The sequence below is a fragment of the Micromonospora vulcania genome, from assembly GCF_042658605.1.
GTDB lineage: Bacteria > Actinomycetota > Actinomycetes > Mycobacteriales > Micromonosporaceae > Micromonospora > Micromonospora vulcania.
In genome coordinates, this window is sequence record NZ_JBHSQS010000022.1 from 25224 (window position 1) to 43734 (window position 18511).

At 67.7% G+C, this 18511-nt stretch carries 12 protein-coding genes; 7 read left to right on the forward strand and 5 right to left on the reverse strand.

Going from position 1 to position 18511, the window contains the following annotated elements; translation table 11 throughout:
- Positions 1 to 46: 46 nt before the first annotated feature.
- From ACFQGL_RS26395 to ACFQGL_RS26415, 5 genes are all read right to left on the reverse strand, one after another.
- The gene (locus ACFQGL_RS26395; RefSeq protein WP_377515164.1) at positions 47 to 1570 is read right to left on the reverse strand and encodes a HoxN/HupN/NixA family nickel/cobalt transporter; all 1524 of its coding nucleotides are present in this window, start codon (positions 1568 to 1570) and stop codon (positions 47 to 49) included.
- Positions 1567 to 2931 carry a tetratricopeptide repeat protein gene (locus tag ACFQGL_RS26400; RefSeq protein WP_377515165.1) on the reverse strand — a complete coding sequence of 455 codons (1365 nt, stop codon included), beginning with the start codon at positions 2929 to 2931 and terminating at the stop codon, positions 1567 to 1569. The genes ACFQGL_RS26395 and ACFQGL_RS26400 overlap by 4 nt, the downstream gene beginning before the upstream one ends.
- Positions 2928 to 3626 carry a class F sortase gene (locus ACFQGL_RS26405; protein WP_377515166.1) on the reverse strand — a complete coding sequence of 233 codons (699 nt, stop codon included), beginning with the start codon at positions 3624 to 3626 and terminating at the stop codon, positions 2928 to 2930. The genes ACFQGL_RS26400 and ACFQGL_RS26405 overlap by 4 nt, the downstream gene beginning before the upstream one ends.
- A 79-nt stretch (positions 3627 to 3705) precedes the next feature.
- Entirely contained in the window at positions 3706 to 5343 is a 1638-nt protein-coding gene (locus ACFQGL_RS26410) for a DUF4331 domain-containing protein (RefSeq protein WP_377515167.1), read from the reverse strand.
- Positions 5344 to 5583: 240 nt separating this feature from the next.
- Positions 5584 to 6942 carry a carbohydrate-binding domain-containing protein gene (locus ACFQGL_RS26415; protein ID WP_377515168.1) on the reverse strand — a complete coding sequence of 453 codons (1359 nt, stop codon included), beginning with the start codon at positions 6940 to 6942 and terminating at the stop codon, positions 5584 to 5586.
- Between the two features lie 180 nt (positions 6943 to 7122).
- Between ACFQGL_RS26415 and def the strand changes: the two genes are divergently transcribed.
- From def to ACFQGL_RS26450, 7 genes are all read left to right on the forward strand, one after another.
- Positions 7123 to 7659, forward strand: coding sequence for a peptide deformylase (gene def, locus ACFQGL_RS26420; protein WP_377515169.1), 537 nt, complete (start codon positions 7123 to 7125; stop codon positions 7657 to 7659).
- 183 nt (positions 7660 to 7842) lie between these two features.
- On the forward strand, positions 7843 to 9468 hold the full coding sequence (locus ACFQGL_RS26425; protein ID WP_377515170.1) for a COG1361 family protein: 1626 nt from the start codon (positions 7843 to 7845) through the stop codon (positions 9466 to 9468).
- Between the two features lie 191 nt (positions 9469 to 9659).
- Complete coding sequence (locus ACFQGL_RS26430; RefSeq protein ID WP_377515171.1) at positions 9660 to 11219, forward strand: acetolactate synthase large subunit; 1560 nt, start codon at positions 9660 to 9662, stop codon at positions 11217 to 11219.
- A 942-nt stretch (positions 11220 to 12161) separates the two neighbouring features.
- The gene (locus tag ACFQGL_RS26435; protein ID WP_377515172.1) at positions 12162 to 13325 is read left to right on the forward strand and encodes a hypothetical protein; all 1164 of its coding nucleotides are present in this window, start codon (positions 12162 to 12164) and stop codon (positions 13323 to 13325) included.
- Positions 13326 to 14011: 686 nt separating this feature from the next.
- On the forward strand, positions 14012 to 14893 hold the full coding sequence (locus tag ACFQGL_RS26440; protein WP_377515173.1) for an SAM-dependent methyltransferase: 882 nt from the start codon (positions 14012 to 14014) through the stop codon (positions 14891 to 14893).
- A gap of 1250 nt (positions 14894 to 16143) precedes the next feature.
- Positions 16144 to 16707 carry an RNA polymerase sigma factor gene (locus ACFQGL_RS26445; RefSeq protein ID WP_377515174.1) on the forward strand — a complete coding sequence of 188 codons (564 nt, stop codon included), beginning with the start codon at positions 16144 to 16146 and terminating at the stop codon, positions 16705 to 16707.
- Positions 16704 to 17273 carry a hypothetical protein gene (locus ACFQGL_RS26450; RefSeq protein ID WP_377515175.1) on the forward strand — a complete coding sequence of 190 codons (570 nt, stop codon included), beginning with the start codon at positions 16704 to 16706 and terminating at the stop codon, positions 17271 to 17273. The genes ACFQGL_RS26445 and ACFQGL_RS26450 overlap by 4 nt, the downstream gene beginning before the upstream one ends.
- The last annotated feature ends 1238 nt before the right edge of the window (positions 17274 to 18511 follow it).

Sequence of the window (18511 nt, forward strand, 5' to 3'; positions counted from 1 at the left end):
CCGTGGCCAGCAAGGGCGCTGGTCACGGCCCTTCTGCTCGGTCGGCTCAACCGAGCAGTGGTCCGGCCGACCGTGCTGCCAACGTGACGCCGACGATCAGCACCAGCGTGGCCGTGACCGCCGGGGTGGCGGCGGCGAGTCTGCCGGAGAGCGCGCCGACGCGGTGCGCGAGGCGTCCGTGCAGGTGGACGAGGAGGAGCCCCGCCGCGGTCAGGGTTGCGGCCATCCCCAGGCCGTAGGCGATGACTAGGAGGACGCCGAACCAGGTCCGCCCCAGGGCCACCGCGCCGAGCAGCACGATGAGGGCGGACGGACTCGGCACCAGTCCGCCGGCCACGCCCATGCCGATCAGCCCTCGACGACGGGACGCGGCCCGATGGTGTTCGTGGCCGTGGGAGTGGCCGTGGGAGTGGCCGTGGGAGTGGCCGTGGGAGTGGCCGTGGGAGTGGCCGTGCGTATGACCGCCTGGGTCGTGGTGGTGCTCGTGCACCGGCATCTCGACCCGGATACGCCGTCGTCGGCTCCACCTCGCCGACACAACGGAGACGAGCAGGCCGGCGCCGATGACGCCGATGACGAGACCGCTGGCCACACCGAGCAGGCCGAGGAGCGTCTCCCCGGCGAGGCTGGACACGGTGGTGAGAAGCAGCCCGATGACGAGTACGCCACTGGTGTGGGTGGCGGTGACCGTGACACCGACGGTGACCGCGTCGCGGTAGGTGCCCTGCCGGCCGGCGATGAAGGCAGCCATCACGGTCTTGCCATGCCCAGGCAGCGCGGCGTGCGCGGCACCGAGCAGGAGGGCGAGCAGGATACCGAGCAGTCCGGCCAGGGGTGTGAGGCGACCCGACCCGACGAGATCGTTGAGGCGATCTCCCACCGCGCTCGTCGCACGGGTCAACGGACCCGCCATCGGGATCGCCGGCTCGGCCACCTCGCTGGTGGCCGTACCACCCGGGGCCGTCCGGAATGCGACGCTGCGTTGGTCGAGCGGGGAGGCGAGCAGATCGTCGGGGTACGCGCGCAGTTCGTCGCTGATGCTCGTCGTCGGAACCGACGAATCCCGGAGCCCCACGCCCTGACCGACCGCGGTGATCTCGTGCCAGCCGATCCGGTCGGACTGGTAGCCGTCCCGGAACGAGACGGTGGTGGGGGCACCGAGGTCGGCGGTGGCCGTGAGCCGGCACTCGGTCCGGCCGGTCTGGAGGTTCGCCGCGCCGGGCCGGTACGTGAACCCACCGCTGATGACCTGCCACGTGACGCGACGGCCGTCGATCTCAGTACGGAGGTTCTCGGCCAGATCCCGGCAGGTGGTGGCGGCATGACGGTCCCGCTCTGCCGGGCTGACCGTGCCGTCCCGGTCCGCGTCGACGGTGGCCCGCCGTTGCAGGGTGGGTATCTCCGCGTCGTCGAGCACCGCGGTGTCGTCGAGGCGATCCGGATACAGACGGAGACCGTGGTAGTGGTTGACGGTGAAGTTGCCCAACGGGTGGGCATTGGCCGGAGACATCGGGATGAGCGCGACCACCAGGGCCGCGAGCACCAGGGCGCAGCGTCGCGGCCAGCTCATACCGGGCCGCCGAGCGTGTCGAGGAGCGTGCGCGCGATCGGCGCTTGCAGGGCGTCGAAGAACGGGTTGATCGCCAGTGCGGTGCTCAGATCCCGGCGGGCCTGGTCCCGTCTGCCGATGGCGTCGAGGATCATTCCCCGGTGGTAGTGGAAGGTCGCGTTGCGCCAACCGAGTCCGGTCGCGATCTGGGCGTACTTCAACGCCTCGGTGTCGCGGCGGTTCCGGTGCAACGCCCAGGCCAGGGCGTCCGCGGCCAGCACACTGCGGCGGGACTTCCATTCGGCCTGCGCCTGTTGCAGCGCCTCGGCCGGTTGCCCGTGGTCGGCCAGGAAGGTCGCCGTGGCGAGGTGGTCGACCACGCCGTTGCTGGTGAACAACTGCCGGGCCGCAGTGAGCAGATCGTACTGCTGGACGGCCTTGTCCGGTTGCCCCGCCGCCTGGAGCGCGTCGCCGTACTCGACGAGCAGCTCGGGCAGAGGGAGGACCTGGGTGACGCGGTCATATCCGGCGAGGGCTTCGGCGGTCTGACCGAGGGCCGCCTGGGCCCTGGCCTGGCCGGCGTACAGCAGTTGGTAGTCCGGGTCGTGCGCGATCCCCTGCTCGTACTGGCGAAGCGCCTCGGCGGGGTCGCCGTTGTTGAACGCGAGTTCACCGAGGTAGTAGCGGCAGAAGGCGACGTCGGCGGGAGAGGCGGCATCGGCGAGCGCCCGGTGCAGGGCATCGCGGGCCTTGACCACCTGTCCGCGCTGTTCGAAGTCGTACGAGGCCCGCGTGAACGACGAAACTCCGGGCTCGACGTCCAGCATCCGCTGCAACGAGTCGCGCGCCTTCTCGTACTCGCCGAGTTGGGTCAGCGCGTCGACCAGCACCCCGTGGACGCTTCCGGCGGAGGGGTTGACCTGCTCGGCGCGGCGGCCCCAGTCGAGAGCGGTGCGGAAGTCGTGGCGGGCGTTGGTCAGCGCGGCCATCCCGACCATGGCCTGCCAATTCGCCGTGTCCTTGAGTTCGAGCGACTTCTGCAAGGCGCCCTCGGCCTTTGGGTAGTAGGCCGGATCGGCGGTGATCCGGCCCTGTTGGACATAGGCGGACCCGAGTCTCGCCCAGGTCGACCAGTCCCTGGGCAGATCCTTGAGCCGCTGCTGAGCGGCTTTGATGGTCGACTCCAATGCCCGTCCGCCTGCCTGGGGGTTGACCGGCCCGTTCGGCGCGGGCGCAGCCTGGTCGTGTCGTGCCGCGTCGCGCCAGTTCCACACCAGGGGGGTGCCGGCCAGCAGCACGAGGCTGGCCAGCAGCAACACGACCGGCAGACGTTTCAGCCCTCGGGCCGAGGCGGCGAGCCGCCGGACAATCCGAGCCCTCATGATCCAACTCTCGTGAACGTGGCGTAGGCGACGAGGTTGCTGCGGTAGCTACCGGAGCGGCGGTCGAAGTCGCCACTGCACGTGATCAACCTCAGCTCGGCCTTCCCACTCGGGGCGTAGACCTCGCCGGCGGGGAACGTGGTCTTGGCGTACTCGGCCATCCGGTAGACGGTGAAGTGGCGGACGACATTGTCGATGCCGCGGACCGCGATGTCGCTGCCCGCTCTCAGCTCCTTCAGCCGGTAGAAGACGGCCGGACCGTCCGCGGAGTCGACGTGCCCGGCGACCACCGCCGGCGGGCCGCCGGAGTCGCCGGGGCTCGGGCCGTTGGCGTACCAGCCGGCGACCTGATAGTCCGACGGGACGGTGAGGGTCCCGTCCGGGTTTCGGTTGAGGTCCACGAGTCTCGACCGGACACCGATCGACGAAATGGTGAGTTCGACGGGCTGCGCCTGCTCCCCCGGCGAGCCCACCGACGGCGCGGCTGCCGGCGGCAGCCCTGCTGCCGGCAGCGCCCGGGGCGCCGGGACGAGCGCCGATGTCGGCGTACCGGACGGGTGGACCGGCGCCGACGGTCGTCGTGCCGGGACACCGAGGTAGGCGACGGCCACCGCGGCGAGGCCGAGCGCCACCAGCCAGCCCGCCCTCTTGGTCAGCAGCGAACGACCGGACCACGGCGGCACCGAGCGGTCCATTGACCGTGTCCTTCCATCTCGGGCATCGGGATACCGAGCTGCGGTGCGACCAGGTCGGTCGCACCGCAGCTCCGGTGCATCAGTTGGTGCTGACCGGCGTGCCGGGCAGGCCATGCTGCCTGCGGCGTCGGGCGAGCACGAATCCCGCGCCGAGGAAGGCGACGGCACCGAGCCCGCTGGCGATCCTTACCCAGCCGGTCCCGGTGAAGGCGGTGCCGCCGGCACCGCCGGGAACGCCGCCGGACGGCATGCCGTCAGCGTCGATCTGGTTGACCCCGACATTGCTCGGCAACGCGAGGTACGGGAACGTGTTCCCGAACGGCACGTTGTTGACGTTGACCTTGTCGCCTGCGGCCAGGGCGGGCACCAGGACGCCGGTCTGGGCCGCGCCCTCGAACGCCTGGAGTTCGATGTCCACGACGTCGTCGGTGAGCCGGCGGCCGTTCGGGAAACCCTGGAGGTCACCGGCGAGTACGCCGAGACGATTCGGGTGTGCGGTCACCGGGACGCTCATGTTGAGACGCAACTCCTCGGCCGGCACGAAGTTCTTCGGGTCCACGTCGGCGTTGAGGATCTGCGAGTTGAGGTCGGCCTGGATCGGCGCGGTAGACCCGTCCAGCGTGGGCGCGTTCTTCGCGATGCCGGTCAGGAAGATCTCCACGAGATCGTTGCGCGGTGCCGCGGGTGCCGGGATCCCGTAGATCGCCTGGATCACCTGCGGCAGCTCCGGCTTCAGCACCCGGTTCACCAATGCCTGGTTCTTGGCGTCGTCGGCCGGGGTGCTGGCATTGAAGCCGTCCTTCTGATTCGCGGCCGGGACCAGCTCGTTGACCAGCGGGTTCCCCAGCCGCGAAACCTGGACCTGGTCGCCACCGCTGCGGGAGGACTTGACGTCCAGGGTCTCCTTTGACGTCGCACTCCAGATCCCGACCACCGGGTTCTTGGTGTCGTTGCGGTTGAGCGCCAGGGCGGACTTGGGCACCTGCAGGGCGACGGTCTGCACGTTGTAGCCGGCAAGCGTGTCCTGGCCGCGTTCGGAGAGGTTGGCTCCGTAGATGAGGTCGAAAACACGCAGGTCCAGGAAGAACGGATCCTCGGTCTGCCCGGCGTAGGTCACTCCACCGCCGTCGATCGGCGTGATGGCCTGGCTGCGCAGCTTGCCATAGTTCGGCATCGACGCGGGGCCGACGTTCGACGGGGCCACGATGGCGTCAGTCACCAGCTCCCGGGAGCCGTGTTCGGTGATCTCGGTGAGGGTGTACCGCTGCTTGAACAGCAGCGTCGGGTCGGTCAGGTTGTTGACCACCCCATTGTTGTAGAGAAACGTGGTGCCGTCACGCTTGTCGTCGTTGGTGAAGACCCAGCGGTAGGTGATGTCCGCGACGGCGTCCCCGTCGTTGTCGATATTGATGTCGTAGTGGGCGTTCGTCTGGAAGTAGTAGAAGTTCGGGCCGCCGTTGGGTTCCTCGAACGGCAGCCAGTTCGCGATCAGCGTGACAGTGTCCTGCTTGTCCGGGCTGACAAAGGCGTACACATCGGTGTTGTCGACCTTCGGGTCTCCCGCGATGAGTGGCGCCTCCCGGTGGCTCGACGCGTCTGCGACGTCGCTGACCAGCGCCGTTCCGCCCGTGCTCGCGACCACGGCGAGGGCGGCGGCGGCCGCACCACACGCCATGGGCCCGCGGCCCAACCCGAGCAACGTTCTGCTTCGTGCCATGTCCGACCTTCCCCCGTGACCACACCGACTCAGGCGGCGACTGACGAGATTCATTCAAACCGTCAGAAGCGCCTTGACCTGCGGAAACGCGGCAAAAGTGGACGGGGAACCCGCGATCGGGTGAACGTTGCTCACTGCCGGGTGTAGCCCGCCCCTCGGGCCGGGGCCCAACCCGGACGAGGGCGTACGGCCACGGGGACCCGGCCCCGGGGACGCACGCCCTCGTGAGCGTCGTACGGGTCAGCGGACCACGCCGATGCCGGTGAACGACCGGTCGTACTCGGTGAACGACTGGTTGTTGTACGGCCCGTAGATCCAGGTACGCAGCGAGTTGGCGGCCGTGTCGACCTCCACCAGGCGTACCGGATTGGTGGTGTTGGAATGGAACGTCTGGAGGAACGAGTAGATCTTGTTCCCGTTGACGCCGGTGTCCACCCGGTTGGCGGCGATGCCGACGTGCCCGGAGAAGACGAACCGGATGTTGGCGTACTGCTTGATCAGGTTGTCGTAGAGGTACTGCGGGCTGGTCGCACCGTACGAGGCACTCTGCTCGATGTTGGCGTTGCCGTCGATGAAGTCGTGCGTGACGACGATGACGTTGTGCCGAGGGTGGGCGAGAACGACGTTCTTGGCCCAGTTGACGGCCTCGACCCGGGGCCAGAGTTCGAGGGTCAGCACCATCCACTGCACGCCACCGGCCTCGAAGGTCGAGTACGAGTTGTCGACCTTGCCGGCCTCGAACTGCCCCTTGACCGCGCCGTACTGGCTGACCGTGAAGTACTGGTTGAACACGGTGGTGTCGCGGACGAGCTCCCGGGTGTGTGCGGGGTCGCGGGCCGAGCCGCCGACGCCGGTCGCCTGGGTGTCGTGGTTGCCGAGAGCCAGCGAGTACGGAATGCCCGCCGTCTCGATCGGGCGCATCGCGTTGCGGGCGATGACGTACTGGGAGTGGTCCGGGGTGTCCCAGTTGACCACGTCACCGGAGGACGCCACGAAGCGCAGGTCCAGCGCGGAACGGTTCTGCACCAGCCAGTTGGTGCGATTGAGGAACCGGGTGTCGGTGCTGTTCAGCACCTCCTGCTGGGTATCCGGCATGACCGCGAAGCTGAACTTCGTGTCGGTGGCGCCCGCGGTCTCCATCCGGGCGTACGAGATGTGCACGTTGCGGTCGCACGTGTCGGACCGGAAGTCGTTGATGAACTGGAGCTTCACCGAGTGCTGGCCGGCGCCGACCGCCGCGCCGACCGGGTAGGTGCCGTAGCTGGTCGCGCTGACGATGGTGGTCTGCCCGACGCTGACACCGTCGACCGTCACCTGCACGGTCGGCCAACCCTGGCAGTTGTCGCCGATGGCACCGATCACCACCCGCCCGGAGCCGGTGATGCTGGTGGTGGCGTAGCTGGAGTTGCCCCAGAGCGAGGCGTGCGTGCCGGAGGCGGGCACGGGCGTGCCGGTCGCCGTACGGATCGCTCCACCCACGACCGTGAACTGGGAAGGTTCGGCGGCGCTCGCCGTACCGCCGATGGAAACTCCCGCAGCCGCGGCCAGCGCCGACGCGGCCACCGCGACGAGCGCGAACCTGGATCTCTTGAGACGCACCGGTTGCCTCCCTTGACGACATAAGCCCATGAGCAGGGCATACACAGCCTAAAGAAGATCAGTGCGATATATGTGAATGCCTGACGGACACTTCGGATACCCGAGCTGTACTCAACCTTTCGGGGTTGCCTACCGATCCCGAGGGTTGAATAGAGCCGGGATCTCACGTTTGATCAGGACATGACCGTTCTTCCCATCAGGCTCGTCGGTGACCCCGTACTCCGGCAGGCGGCCAAGCCGGTCGAGACCTTCGACGCGGAGCTACGTCAGCTGGTCAAGGATCTGCAGGAGACCCTCGCAGACCGGAACGGCGCCGGCCTGGCCGCGCCCCAGCTCGGTGTGGGCCTGCGGGTCTTCGCCATCCACCCGAAGCTGTCCGACGGCGAGCTCGACCACCTGATCAACCCGGTGGTCACCTTTCCCGACGAGGAGGAGCAGGACGGCCCGGAGGGCTGCCTCTCCATTCCCGGCGTCTACCTGGACACGAAGCGTCGAGCGAACGTGGTCGCCACCGGCTTCAACGTGCACGGCGACCCCGTGCAGATCGTCGGGGCCGGGCTGCTCGCGCGCTGCGTTCAGCACGAGACCGATCACCTCGACGGCGTGCTGTTCATCGACCGGCAGGACCCCGAGCGCCAGCAGCGGCTCATGGAGACGCTGCGCGCGGCAGCATGGTTCGACGACCAGGAGGTCGTCATCAAGACCAGCCCACATTGACGGGTACGCCGGTGCCCGCCGGGAGGCCGGCGGGCACCGGGCTCCCCTCAAGATCCGCCGAATGGTACGGCTGACCCGGCTCATCCGGCTTCGGGGCCTCGGCTAACCCATCGACACCGGGCAGATGTTCATCGAGATCCTCAGTTAGAGTGCGTGCCTCTACCATCCCTTCCCGGAGTACACATGAATCGCAAGCAGGCCAGGTGGTCGCGTCTCGCGACGACAGCAGCGGTGCTGGCAACGGCCACTGTCTTCAGCACGCCACCGGCAGCTCTCGCCGCCGAGGCACTGCCCGACCTCTTCGTCTCATTCGACCGTGAGCCCGTTGCCGAGATCGACAACAGCGGGACCTCCATCGGCACGTACGTCTACAACTACGGCGAAGCCATCGCCACCGGGGTGACCGTCACCCTCGACCTGAGCAAGCTCTCCGACTCGGTCACCGCAACCGTGTCCGATTGGGACGACACCTGCAAACTGGCCGACTCCAAGGTCACCTGCACCGTCGGCGTCCTCGAGGCCGGTCAGATCGAGACGATCTACCCGCTGTCGCTGGCGAGCAAGACGGGTGCGAAGCCCGGCGACGCTGGCTCGGTCACCGTCACCATCGACGGCGCGGAAGACGACATGAACCCGGGCAACGACACCACGTCCTTCCCGGTCACGATCGTTCCGTCCGGCCCTGATCTGGTCGCAGCGGTGCAGAACGTGAACGACGAGAACAACCGGGTCGGCGCCGGCGACACCGCGCCGCTGTACGCCGGCGTCGGGAACGAGGGCGACACCGCCGCGACCAACTTCACGGTCCGGGTCAGTCTCCCCACCGGTGCGACGTTCGTCGAGCGGTACAGCGACTGCACCTACACCGACTACTACCCGAATGCCAAGGGCAAGCCCTACGTGTACGGCCCCAGTGAGGTCAGCTGCGTCGTACCGCTGACGCTGGAGCCCGGCGACGGCCTGCTGCTGTTCGACGACGAGACCGGCGAGTCGCTGTTCAACCTGACCTTCGGCCGCAACCTGGACGGCCCGGCCGAGCGGTGGGGCTTGTTCGACGTCGCACTGGCCGGGCAGGAACGCGCGGCGAAGAACAGCCACCGCGCCAAGGGCACCGGGGCATCGTTCACCGATGCCGTCCGTGAGCTGCAGGCGAAGGGCGCGAAGGCCGACCTCAAGAAGCAGCGTGCCGCGCAGCGCGAGCTCGACGAGTCGGACAACTACGCCGACTTCGCGATCTGGACCAAGAAGAACACCCTCGACATCTCGGTCACGGCCCCGGCCGTGAAGGGCGCTGTCGGTCAGACCGTCAACCTCGCGTACGAGATCGTCAACAACGGTCCGTCCGACGGCGGCGGCCCTTCGGTGCTCATCACCGCGCCGACCGGCACGGTGCTGCTGCCCGCCGACTGGTGCTACACCGACGGCACCGAGCACGAGCAGCTGCCGGAATCGGCGAAGCTCCGGTGCAACTACGAGAGCGAGTTCCCGAGCACCGCGTCCGGCTGGGGCCGGATCAAGGCGACCGTCAAGGTGAAGATCAAGTCGACTCCGGGAACCGACGGCACGATCGTGGCCCACAGCGTCACCGAGGCGACCGAGTCGAAGCCCGACAACAACACCGCCCGGATCGTCATCAACACCGGTACCGCCGGTGGTGACGACAACGGCGGCTCCGGCGGCGGCCTTCCCGTCACCGGCGCCCCGGCCGCCGCCCTCGCCGGCGCGGGTGCAGCGGTGCTCGCACTCGGCGCCGTGCTGCTCGTGATGTTCCGTCGTCGCCGTCTGGTGCTCCAGGCCCCGCGCGACTGATCCAGCAACAAGCAGCAACGGTAGGGGTGGGCCGAACAAGGCCCACCCCTACTGCTCTTCATCCAGGCAGCGCCGGCCGGGAGCCTCGATAGGCCGCGTCGCGGGCAGCAGCATCCGATACGCCGCTTTGGTGGGCTTTTATCCCTATACGCTGGCGTCAGCGCGGGCTGACTGAGGGATGGTGCATGCGGGTGAACGGGGCTGAATCGCTGATGCGGACGCTGGTGGACGGCGGCGTGGAGGTCATCTTCGCGAATCCGGGCACCACCGAGACGCACATGGTCGGGGCGATGGGTGCGGTCCCGCAACTGCGCGGAGTGCTCACCGTCTTCGAGGGCGTGGCCACCGGCGCCGCCGACGGTTACGCCCGCATCGCGGGCAAGCCCGCGGCGACGCTGCTGCACCTGGGCCCCGGATTCGCGTACGGCCTGACCAACCTGCACAACAGCCGACGCGCGAACTCCCCGGTGGTGAGCATCGTCGGGGATCACCCGACCTACCACAACGTCTACGACCCACCGCTGACCTCGGACATCGCTGCCCTGGGCGGTTGGCTGCGCGGCTCGGTCCGCCGCCCCGAGAACGCCGCCGGCACCGGAGTCGACGCCGCCGCCACCCTGGCCGCTGCCCTGGAATCACCCGGGCAGATCGCCACCGTGATCATGCCCGCCGATGTCGCGTGGAGCGACGGTGGATTGGTCGCCGCCCCAGTGGCGGTCCGGCCGGCACCACCGGTGGCCCAGGACGTGATCGCACGGATCGCGGAGGTCATCCGCAGCGGTGAGGCGACGGCCCTGGTGATCGGAGGACCGGCGGTCCGCGAGGCGGGTCTCTGCGCGGCGAGCCGCATCGCAGCGGCCACCGGCGTCCGGGTGCTCCAGGAGCTCTACTCCAACCGGCTCGAGCACGGCGCGGGCCTGCCATCGTTCCCTCGGATGGGCTTCTACCCGGATCAGGGCGCCAAGCAACTGGCCGGGGTAGGCCACGTCATCACCGCGGGCGCCAAGGCCCCCGTCTCGTTCTTCGCCTACCCCGACAAGCCGAGCTGCCTCGTCCCGGAGAACGCGCAGACGCACGTCCTCGCCGAGGTCGGCCAGGATGCCGTCGCCGCGCTCGTCCAACTCGCCGACCTGGTGGCACCCGACACGGCTCCCACCGTCAACAAGCCCCATCGCCCGGCGCTGCCCAGTGGACCACTCACCCTGCAGAGCTGGACCGACGTCGTCGCCGCCCTGCTACCTGACAGAGCGATCGTGATCGACGAAACGGTCAGCTCGGGCACCGCTCTGGCCGCCGCCACCGAGGGCGCACCACGGCACGACGTACTCATGCAGTGCGGCGGCGCGATGGGCGACGGCATGCCCCTGGCTGTCGGTGCCGCCGTCGCCGCACCCGACCGGCCGGTGGTGGCACTGGAGTCCGACGGCTGCGCCCTGTACACCGTCACCGCGCTCTGGACCCAGGCCCGGGAACAGTTGAACGTCACCACGGTGATCCTCGACAACCACGCGTACGCGATCCTGCGCGCCGAGTGGGCGTACTTCACCCGCAGTCCCGGCCCCGAGAACCCGGACTCCAATCCCATGTTCGACCTGACCAACCCGACGATCGACTACGTGAAGCTGGCCGAGGGTTTCGGCGTACCCGCCAGCCGCGCCACCACCGCCGAAGAGCTGGCGGAGCAGTTCTCCCGGGCGATCGCCGAGCCCGGGCCGCACCTCATCCAGGCCGTCATCCCGGCGGCGGCCTGACGCTCCCGGGGCCAGGCCTCAGCACGCATGGTTGGCGACGAGAGCGTCGGCTGCACAGGCACCTACCGCACGCCTCCGGTCGCGGTGCGGCAAGTCGGATCATGTGCCGCTGCGCTCGAATGCTGGGAGGCCGCCAACCGCACATTGAGACAGCGATTGTGCTCTACGTCTCAGCCCGAGGCCACGACCAGGCACTTTCGAAGATCCACCTAGGTTACTCGACGGTAGATTGCCTGAGGCCGTCCCAGTCAAGCGAATCTTAAGCCCGGCCGATAAGTATCCCCACAAGACAGACAAATTGCCCTGACTGCATCGCACCCACGCGGCCAGGACGTGGAGTAGGCCCGAAGAATCCATCAGAAGGCAGCGGGGCACCGGCGCACGCATCGGAAGACGGGCGACCTGCTCGCACAAGCAGGCCGCCCCGTTGCCTCCCAACTCCCGTGATGGAACTTGGAGGGTCCTATGACTGTACGGAAATCTCCCGCTGCTCGGGGCAGGAGAATCAGGCACACGTCGTCCATCCGTGATCGGATCGCCCAGGGCTGTACGGCCGTGGCCGGGGCCAGCCTCATCGCGATCGTGACCCTCGGGTTGACCGGCGCCGCCGCCCACGCTCTCACTGCGGCCGGCGGCATCGGGTGCGCCTCGCTCACGGTCCTTGGTGTCTACTTCGGTCGTCGAGCGTGAGGTCTGCCCGCGGCGGTCTCGCCGCCTCAACCGCTGGCCGATAATGCCCATTCCGGTCGATCGGCTGGCCGCCGCCTGGGATGTCCTCAGGTCGAGCGGCCAGCCGAGCCCCGTAGCGGCGGCCATCCACCACGCCGAGGGCCCAAGGACTACCGGGGAGGTCCGGAGCACGACGTGGGTGGGACTGGCCTTCCCGGGGTTTGCGGGCGAGTGCCACGCTGGTTGAACTGTCGACCTGGCTGGAGATCCCCCGTGCCGCAGCAGCGGAAACGACCACCTCGCAGGCGCCGGACCCGGGCTGATGAGGGCGAGCAGGGCAGCACGATGCGGCTCTGGCTAGCCCAGCTCGGGCCTGCGGTGGTGCTTGCCGCGCTCGGCTATTTCTTCCATGCCCTCCTGGCACTCGTGTACCGGTCGTTTTACACCCAGCTCGGCGTGTCCGCCGCCGAGGTGGGCCACGACTCCTCAGCCTTCGCGAGCAACCCGGTCGCGATCAACGGCCTCGCAGTCGGCCTGGTGGTCGCGCTCCTACTGCCGGCGGTCTCCGGATACCTATCCGTCCATGGCCTGCAACGCACCGCACGCATCGACCACGTCGTCACGCTGGCCTGCCTGGCTCCCGCCCTGCTGGCCGCAGTCGCTGCCGTACTCGACGACCGTCTCCTGCGTGCGGTCATCGCTTTCGCCGCGCTCAGTGCGGCTGCGGGCGTCACGGTCAGGCTGGGTTCTGCGTTCGGTCCCTATCTGATGCTGATCCCGTGTTCGGCCATGCTGATGTCGCTGGTTTCGGTCAGGGCCCTGCACGCGATGCTGCAAGGTCCGATCCTCGGGGCCGCCGTCGTTGTTGTCCTGGGCATCCTGACCGTGGGCATTGTCGCGGCGCAACGGCGGACGGCGCAGCTCGGTCGTCCCTTGGGCGAGGCGTTCCCGCTGCGCTGGCCGGGAGCCCCGGCGCAGCAGATGGCGATCACGTTCACCGCCATCGCACTGCTGACCCTCGGCGGTATCTGGTATCTCCTTCGGCTGGACACTGCCGCCACCCGCGCCGCCGAACAGGTCCGTACCTACGGATACGTCACTGACCCGCCTGGCGAACTGGACCTGAGCGTCCGCCCCATCACCGTGCGGCTACTCACCGACAAGGATCCGCTGAACCTGTGCAGCACATCCGATCCGGTCGCTCTCACCCAGCTCAATCGGACGCCCGGGGACGCGCTGGTCCTTGTCCGGCGCCTGACGCCGGGTTCCCTGACTCCGGCCACCGATCGGGAGCTGGTCATCATGCGGCTGCCCGCCGCGCAGTATCTCGTGGTGCAACATCTCGCTCTGTGGAAGCCGTCGCCAACGACGCACACCCGACGCAGCGATGGCCCGCCGAAGCCATGGGCGCTCAGCGCATGCGCCCCCGATCAGTAGGGGATCGCGCGACCGGATTTTGCTGTCTGATCCGGTTGGCAAGCGGTCTCAGAGCGCCTTAGACGAAAGCAGGGCATATAGCCAACTGGCTATATGCCCTGCTCAAGTAGTGCGCCCGAAGGGACTCGACCCCCTAACGAACCTCGCCGCCGTCCGAGGTGACGTCTCGCGCGAACTAACCGGCGCCTCGTTGACGCCTGCGGTGCGTCGTGTGAGGTCGGCCAGCGTTGCCTCACTGGGCAGGTCGGCCAAGGCGCGGGCACCCAGCCATGGGCCGGCTGCGGCGCCGAATGCTCCCAGCAGCACCGCGATGAGCACCACGGCGACCACCGTAACGGGACGGCGGTCGGGGAGCGCAGACCACCGACGCACCCCCGTGACGATCAGGCGCGCTTTACGGCCAATGGTGGACGGGGAAACACTCATCCGCCTCTTCCTGCCGGGCGCTGCGGTCTGCCGGGCAGTCCATTCGGCACGACCGATACAGTACAGGGTATCGTCACTTAGCGTCGACCGTGCGAAGATCGACAGGCAGCAGGAAGTAGCGTCGTGGGCCCGCTTCGCTCGCCGGGCGAAGCAGAGCACCTTCCGCGCCCCTTTGACCACGGGCGACCGTCGGGATGGGAGGCATCACTAACAGTAATCGCCGGCGATGTGGGCCCGTGAGTGCGTGATAAGTTGCGTCGATGAGTCAGGTTTCCGCTGGCGGCGCCGCAGCCGAGCACGTCATTAGGGTTGCTAGCTACTACGACTCCAACACTCGGCGCTTTCTGCGCTTCGGCGAGACGAACGATGCCATCCACCGCGGCGTATGGATGCCGGGCGTAACGAATGCGGCCGAAGCCGGGGAATTGATCAACCGCATGGTGGTCGAGCGCCTAAGCGGCCATGTACCAGCGGGCGAAGGACGAGTGCTCGATCTCGGCTGCGGTGTTGGCGCGACGGTGGTCCGCATGGCGAAGGCAACGAACGCTCACGTGACTGGAGTGACAATCAGCCGGGTGCAGGCTGAGATCGCCGAGAAAAGGTTGACGGCCGAAGGTCTAACGGAACGCTGCCACATTGTCTGCGATGACTTTGCCCAGCTCCCGGCCGAGCCGCGCTACCACGCGATGGTTGCCATCGAGTCCATGGTGCACTCGCCGTCACTGGCGAACTTGATCTCGTCGTTGGCCGCACGCCTTCATCCGGGAGGTCGTCTGATCGTGTGCGACGACTGGATGACCGACAAAGATCGCGGACTGCCCGCTCGTGAGCGTTGCCTGGACCAGTTCCGCGCTGGCTGGCGCATTGGCAGTCTGCACACGGTGCCTGAGTTGGCCGACATGAGCCAGCGTGTGGGACTGCGCCTTCTCGAGGACTTGGATCTCACGTCCTATCTGCGCCTGGGACGGCCGCGTGACCGTGTGATCGATGTGGTCCTAAGCGCCACGGGCGCACTGCCCCGGGTTCACGATCGCCTGGTCGAGACGCCGTTCTGGGCCAACATGATCGGTGGGTCTGCGCTCCAGGCCGGGCTGTCGCAGCGCTGGATGGAGTATCGCCTGCTGGTTCTCGAACGAGTTTAAGGACGTCTCGCAACCCTGGTATCCGGCTGCTGAGGACGATCACCGAGGACACCTGGATACAGGTGATCACCGCAGCCCACGCTGCGCTCGCTTGGCTGAAACCGGCGTCGCTCCCGGTCGTCGAGCTGGACTCGCCCGCGATGGTCCGCCGCGTCCTCGACAGCCTGTGCGTACGTCTCGACGACAAGCCCGCGGCTGCCCCACCGTCCAGCGGAAGCGGGCGACGTTCTACAACGGGCTCGGGTACGCCGTCGAGCTGGAGCTGATCGCCTCCAACCCCGTCGACCGGGTGCAGTGGACCCCTCCCGAGGTCGCCCAGTCCATCGATCGGCGCGTGGTGGGGAACCCGGCCCAGGTCGCCACGCTGCTGGAGGCGGTGAAATCTTTCGGCAAACGCGCCGACAAGGATCATCGCGTTCTTTGGCTGTCTCTACAACACGGGGATGCGCCCCTCGGAAGCCGAAGACCTACGGCGTGAGGACTGCGACCTTGCCGGCCGGTGCGCCGACTGCGGGGCCGACTTCGACGACCCGGCCGCGGTCAAGCCCGCCCGGTCCTGCGACCACGAGAAGATCGAACATCGCTGGGGCCGCCTGTTGCTCGCCGGCACATCGCCGCGCGCCGGGTCGCACTGGACCGATGACGGCGGCTCCCACAAACGGCGGGGACTCAAGCACCGGGTAGGGCTGAGACTCGTACGGTCCCGATACCGCCCCGGCTCGTCGAGCTACTGCGTGCGCACGTCGACAATCACGGGATCGGCCCGGATGGCCGGCTCCTCCGGGGCCTGCACGGTGGGCCGCTCTCCGAGTCGGTCTACGACCGGTGGTGGAAGCTCGCCCGGGAGAAGGCGCTGACCGAATCGCAGGTCGCCTCGCCGCTCGTCCGCTGGCCCTACGACCTGCGGCACGCGGCGGCTTCGCTCTGGCTGAATGCCGGCGTCCCGCCGACGAGGTCGCCAGACGCCTGGGCCACGGCGTCGCCGTCCTGCTCCGCGTCCACGCCAACAGCACCGACGGCGGAGACACCATGAACGACAAGATCGGCGACGCGCTCGGATGAGCATCCTCGGTTGACTGCTTCCGGCTGTGGGCCCCAGGCCAAGCGCCGATCTTCAGCCATGACGTCCGCACTGCCGTCTTCGGCTCGTCTCAAGGGGTAGGGACCGGAGCCAGAATCCTTCCGGATGGCTGTAAGGAACCGTGGCTGCGGCGACAAGTATGGGTGTGAGACCACCACCTGGAGGATCGGTGCCGGATGTGCGGAGGACGACCGCCGACCGTGAGCGCCTTGCTGACTTGTTCCGTCGACACGGCGACGCGGTCTTCGCGTATGCCAATGACCGACTGGGCGGTGATGATGCGCAGGACCTCGTTAGCGAGGTGTTCGCCGTGGCATGGCGGCGCTTGGCAACCATCAAGGAGGGCCAGGAACGGCCCTGGCTGTTCGGGGTCGCGCGACGTCTGGTGTTGCAACATCGGCGCGGTCGCGCAGTTCACGCGGCGTTGCAGGCGCGTCTGCACTCTCAGTCCCAGGATGAGACTGAGTACGGTCCGTCCACCTCCCAACGAGTGGACGTGATGGCGGCATTGGCGGAACTGCCAGAGATCGATCGCGAGGTGTTGCTACTGCGGTACTGGTACGACTTCAACGGCAGGGAATCGGCGAAGGTGCTGGGGTGCACGACGGCGACGTTCGCTGTGCGGTTACACCGGGCTCGGCGCCGCTTCGAGGACGTATACGGGCATCGGCGGGTGGAGCCGAAGCCGTTTCTCGTCGGCGATCTCACCGGATACACGAGGGGGCTGGAGTGAAGCACTACGACGCAGAGACCGAAGACCTGATTAGTCGCGTCCGGCCCACCGCCGAGGTCACGTTCACGACAAGCCCTCAGGGCGAGGCGATACTCGCCCGCCTTCTCGAATTGCCGCAGCAGCCCGAGAAGAGCTTCCGGAAGAGGCGCTTGGGGGTCGTTGGAGCGGTTGCCGCCGCGACTCTGGCTGCTGGTGGTGCGACCGCCGCAATCGGTGGTTATCACGCGCCTAATGCGCCGCCTGAGGCAATGCCTGCAAATGACATGGCCTTTGTGTGCGCCACAAGCGGTATGCACCGGATGGGGGAAACGGCTGCGAGAGTTGGCGAGGCTCCGATCGATGCATGCCGGAGGTCGTGGAGCCGGATCTTTAGCATCAAGGCACCATCCCACCTGTATGCCTGCGTTCAACGTATCGAGGCGATTCCTTTAACGGGCGGTAGCGAGACTTCCTCTCCCGAGACGAGGTGGGGGAAGCTCGTGTACGTCATCGACGGCGAGCAGTTCAAGAACGCACCCGAGACGTGCGGATCCGTCAAGATGTTCGTAGCGCCGGCAGGCGACTGAACGGCAGCTGGCAGTGATCAACCCTGGCCCTGCGCCGATCACGGTTGTTGCAGTTACCGGGGAACGGGCCGGCGTGCTGGTGCTTGGTACCGGCAAGTCTGTGTTGCTACGTCCCGGCGGTACCGGCTGGGTCGAAGTCAAGCTGAGCCTCGAATGTGCGACTGCGTTCGGGACTGAGCCTGTGTCGATGCGACTGTCGGTCGAGACCGCCGACCGGCAGGCGAGAGAGGCCATCTATCCGGTCGCTCTGGCGGGGAGCGTCTGGCACCGTGGCGCTGAACGACCGTGCGAGCACCTCCTTCGAGACGGCTAAGCGCGTGTTTTAGAAGTCAGGATCGGCTGGTTGGCCGCCCGGGGTAGTCACGGTCGGCCAACCAGATCGTAAGGTCTTTAGCGATCGCGGAGAGGGCAACGCCTTCACCCAGTTACGAGACGTCCCTTAGTCTTAGGAATCTTCAGAAGATCTCCTCGTCGGGCAGGCACGGGCGGGCCGTGCAGCCTCCCCGGCGGAGATCTGGTGGGGCGTCCACTGGGTGTGCGGCCCGCAATGAACCTCGGCGACGGCCCACCGGGACGGGTCCGCGTGTGGCAGTGGAATCGGCGGTCGACCTGGAGGACAGGACTGCGGTCAGTCTTCGCCGAAGTTCGCGTTTGACCACTCTCCGTCACTGGCAGCCAAAGCCGACGGCAGTGGTGCCACCAAGGTGGCACCAAAAACGCCTCCCCGGTTGACGATTGTCGATGGCCGGAGAGGGGTTTCCCTGCTCAACCGCTGTGCGCCCGAAGGGACTCGAACCCCTAACCTTCTGATCCGTAGTCGTCCCTTGTGGGCAGACGCTGCGACCTGCGGAAACGCAAGATCGAAAGCCTGGATACCGACGAGGGTTAGAAGGTTGCGAAGCCCCTCCGGACGCGACGATCACCGTCTGTAACGATCTGGACTACAAAGATCCCTTACGCCCTACGGCCCGAGGCGCGGGAGGGCTTCCCCGAGCCCTTCCGGATGGGGGCAGGCTCCCTACGACCTGGAGAGACGGCCGGAGCGAGCTTCCGGAGACCGGACGGCTGGACGAAGAGTTCTCGCCGAGCTACCGCCTCGCCCCGGGCGTCCAGCTCGTACCCCTCGATCCAGAGCCACCCGTCGTACGTGATCCGGTCTTCGAGTACGCGGATGAGCCGGAAGAGGAACGGCCGCGAGAACTGAACGCTGGCCGCCTGCGTGATGTGGAGGAGGTCAC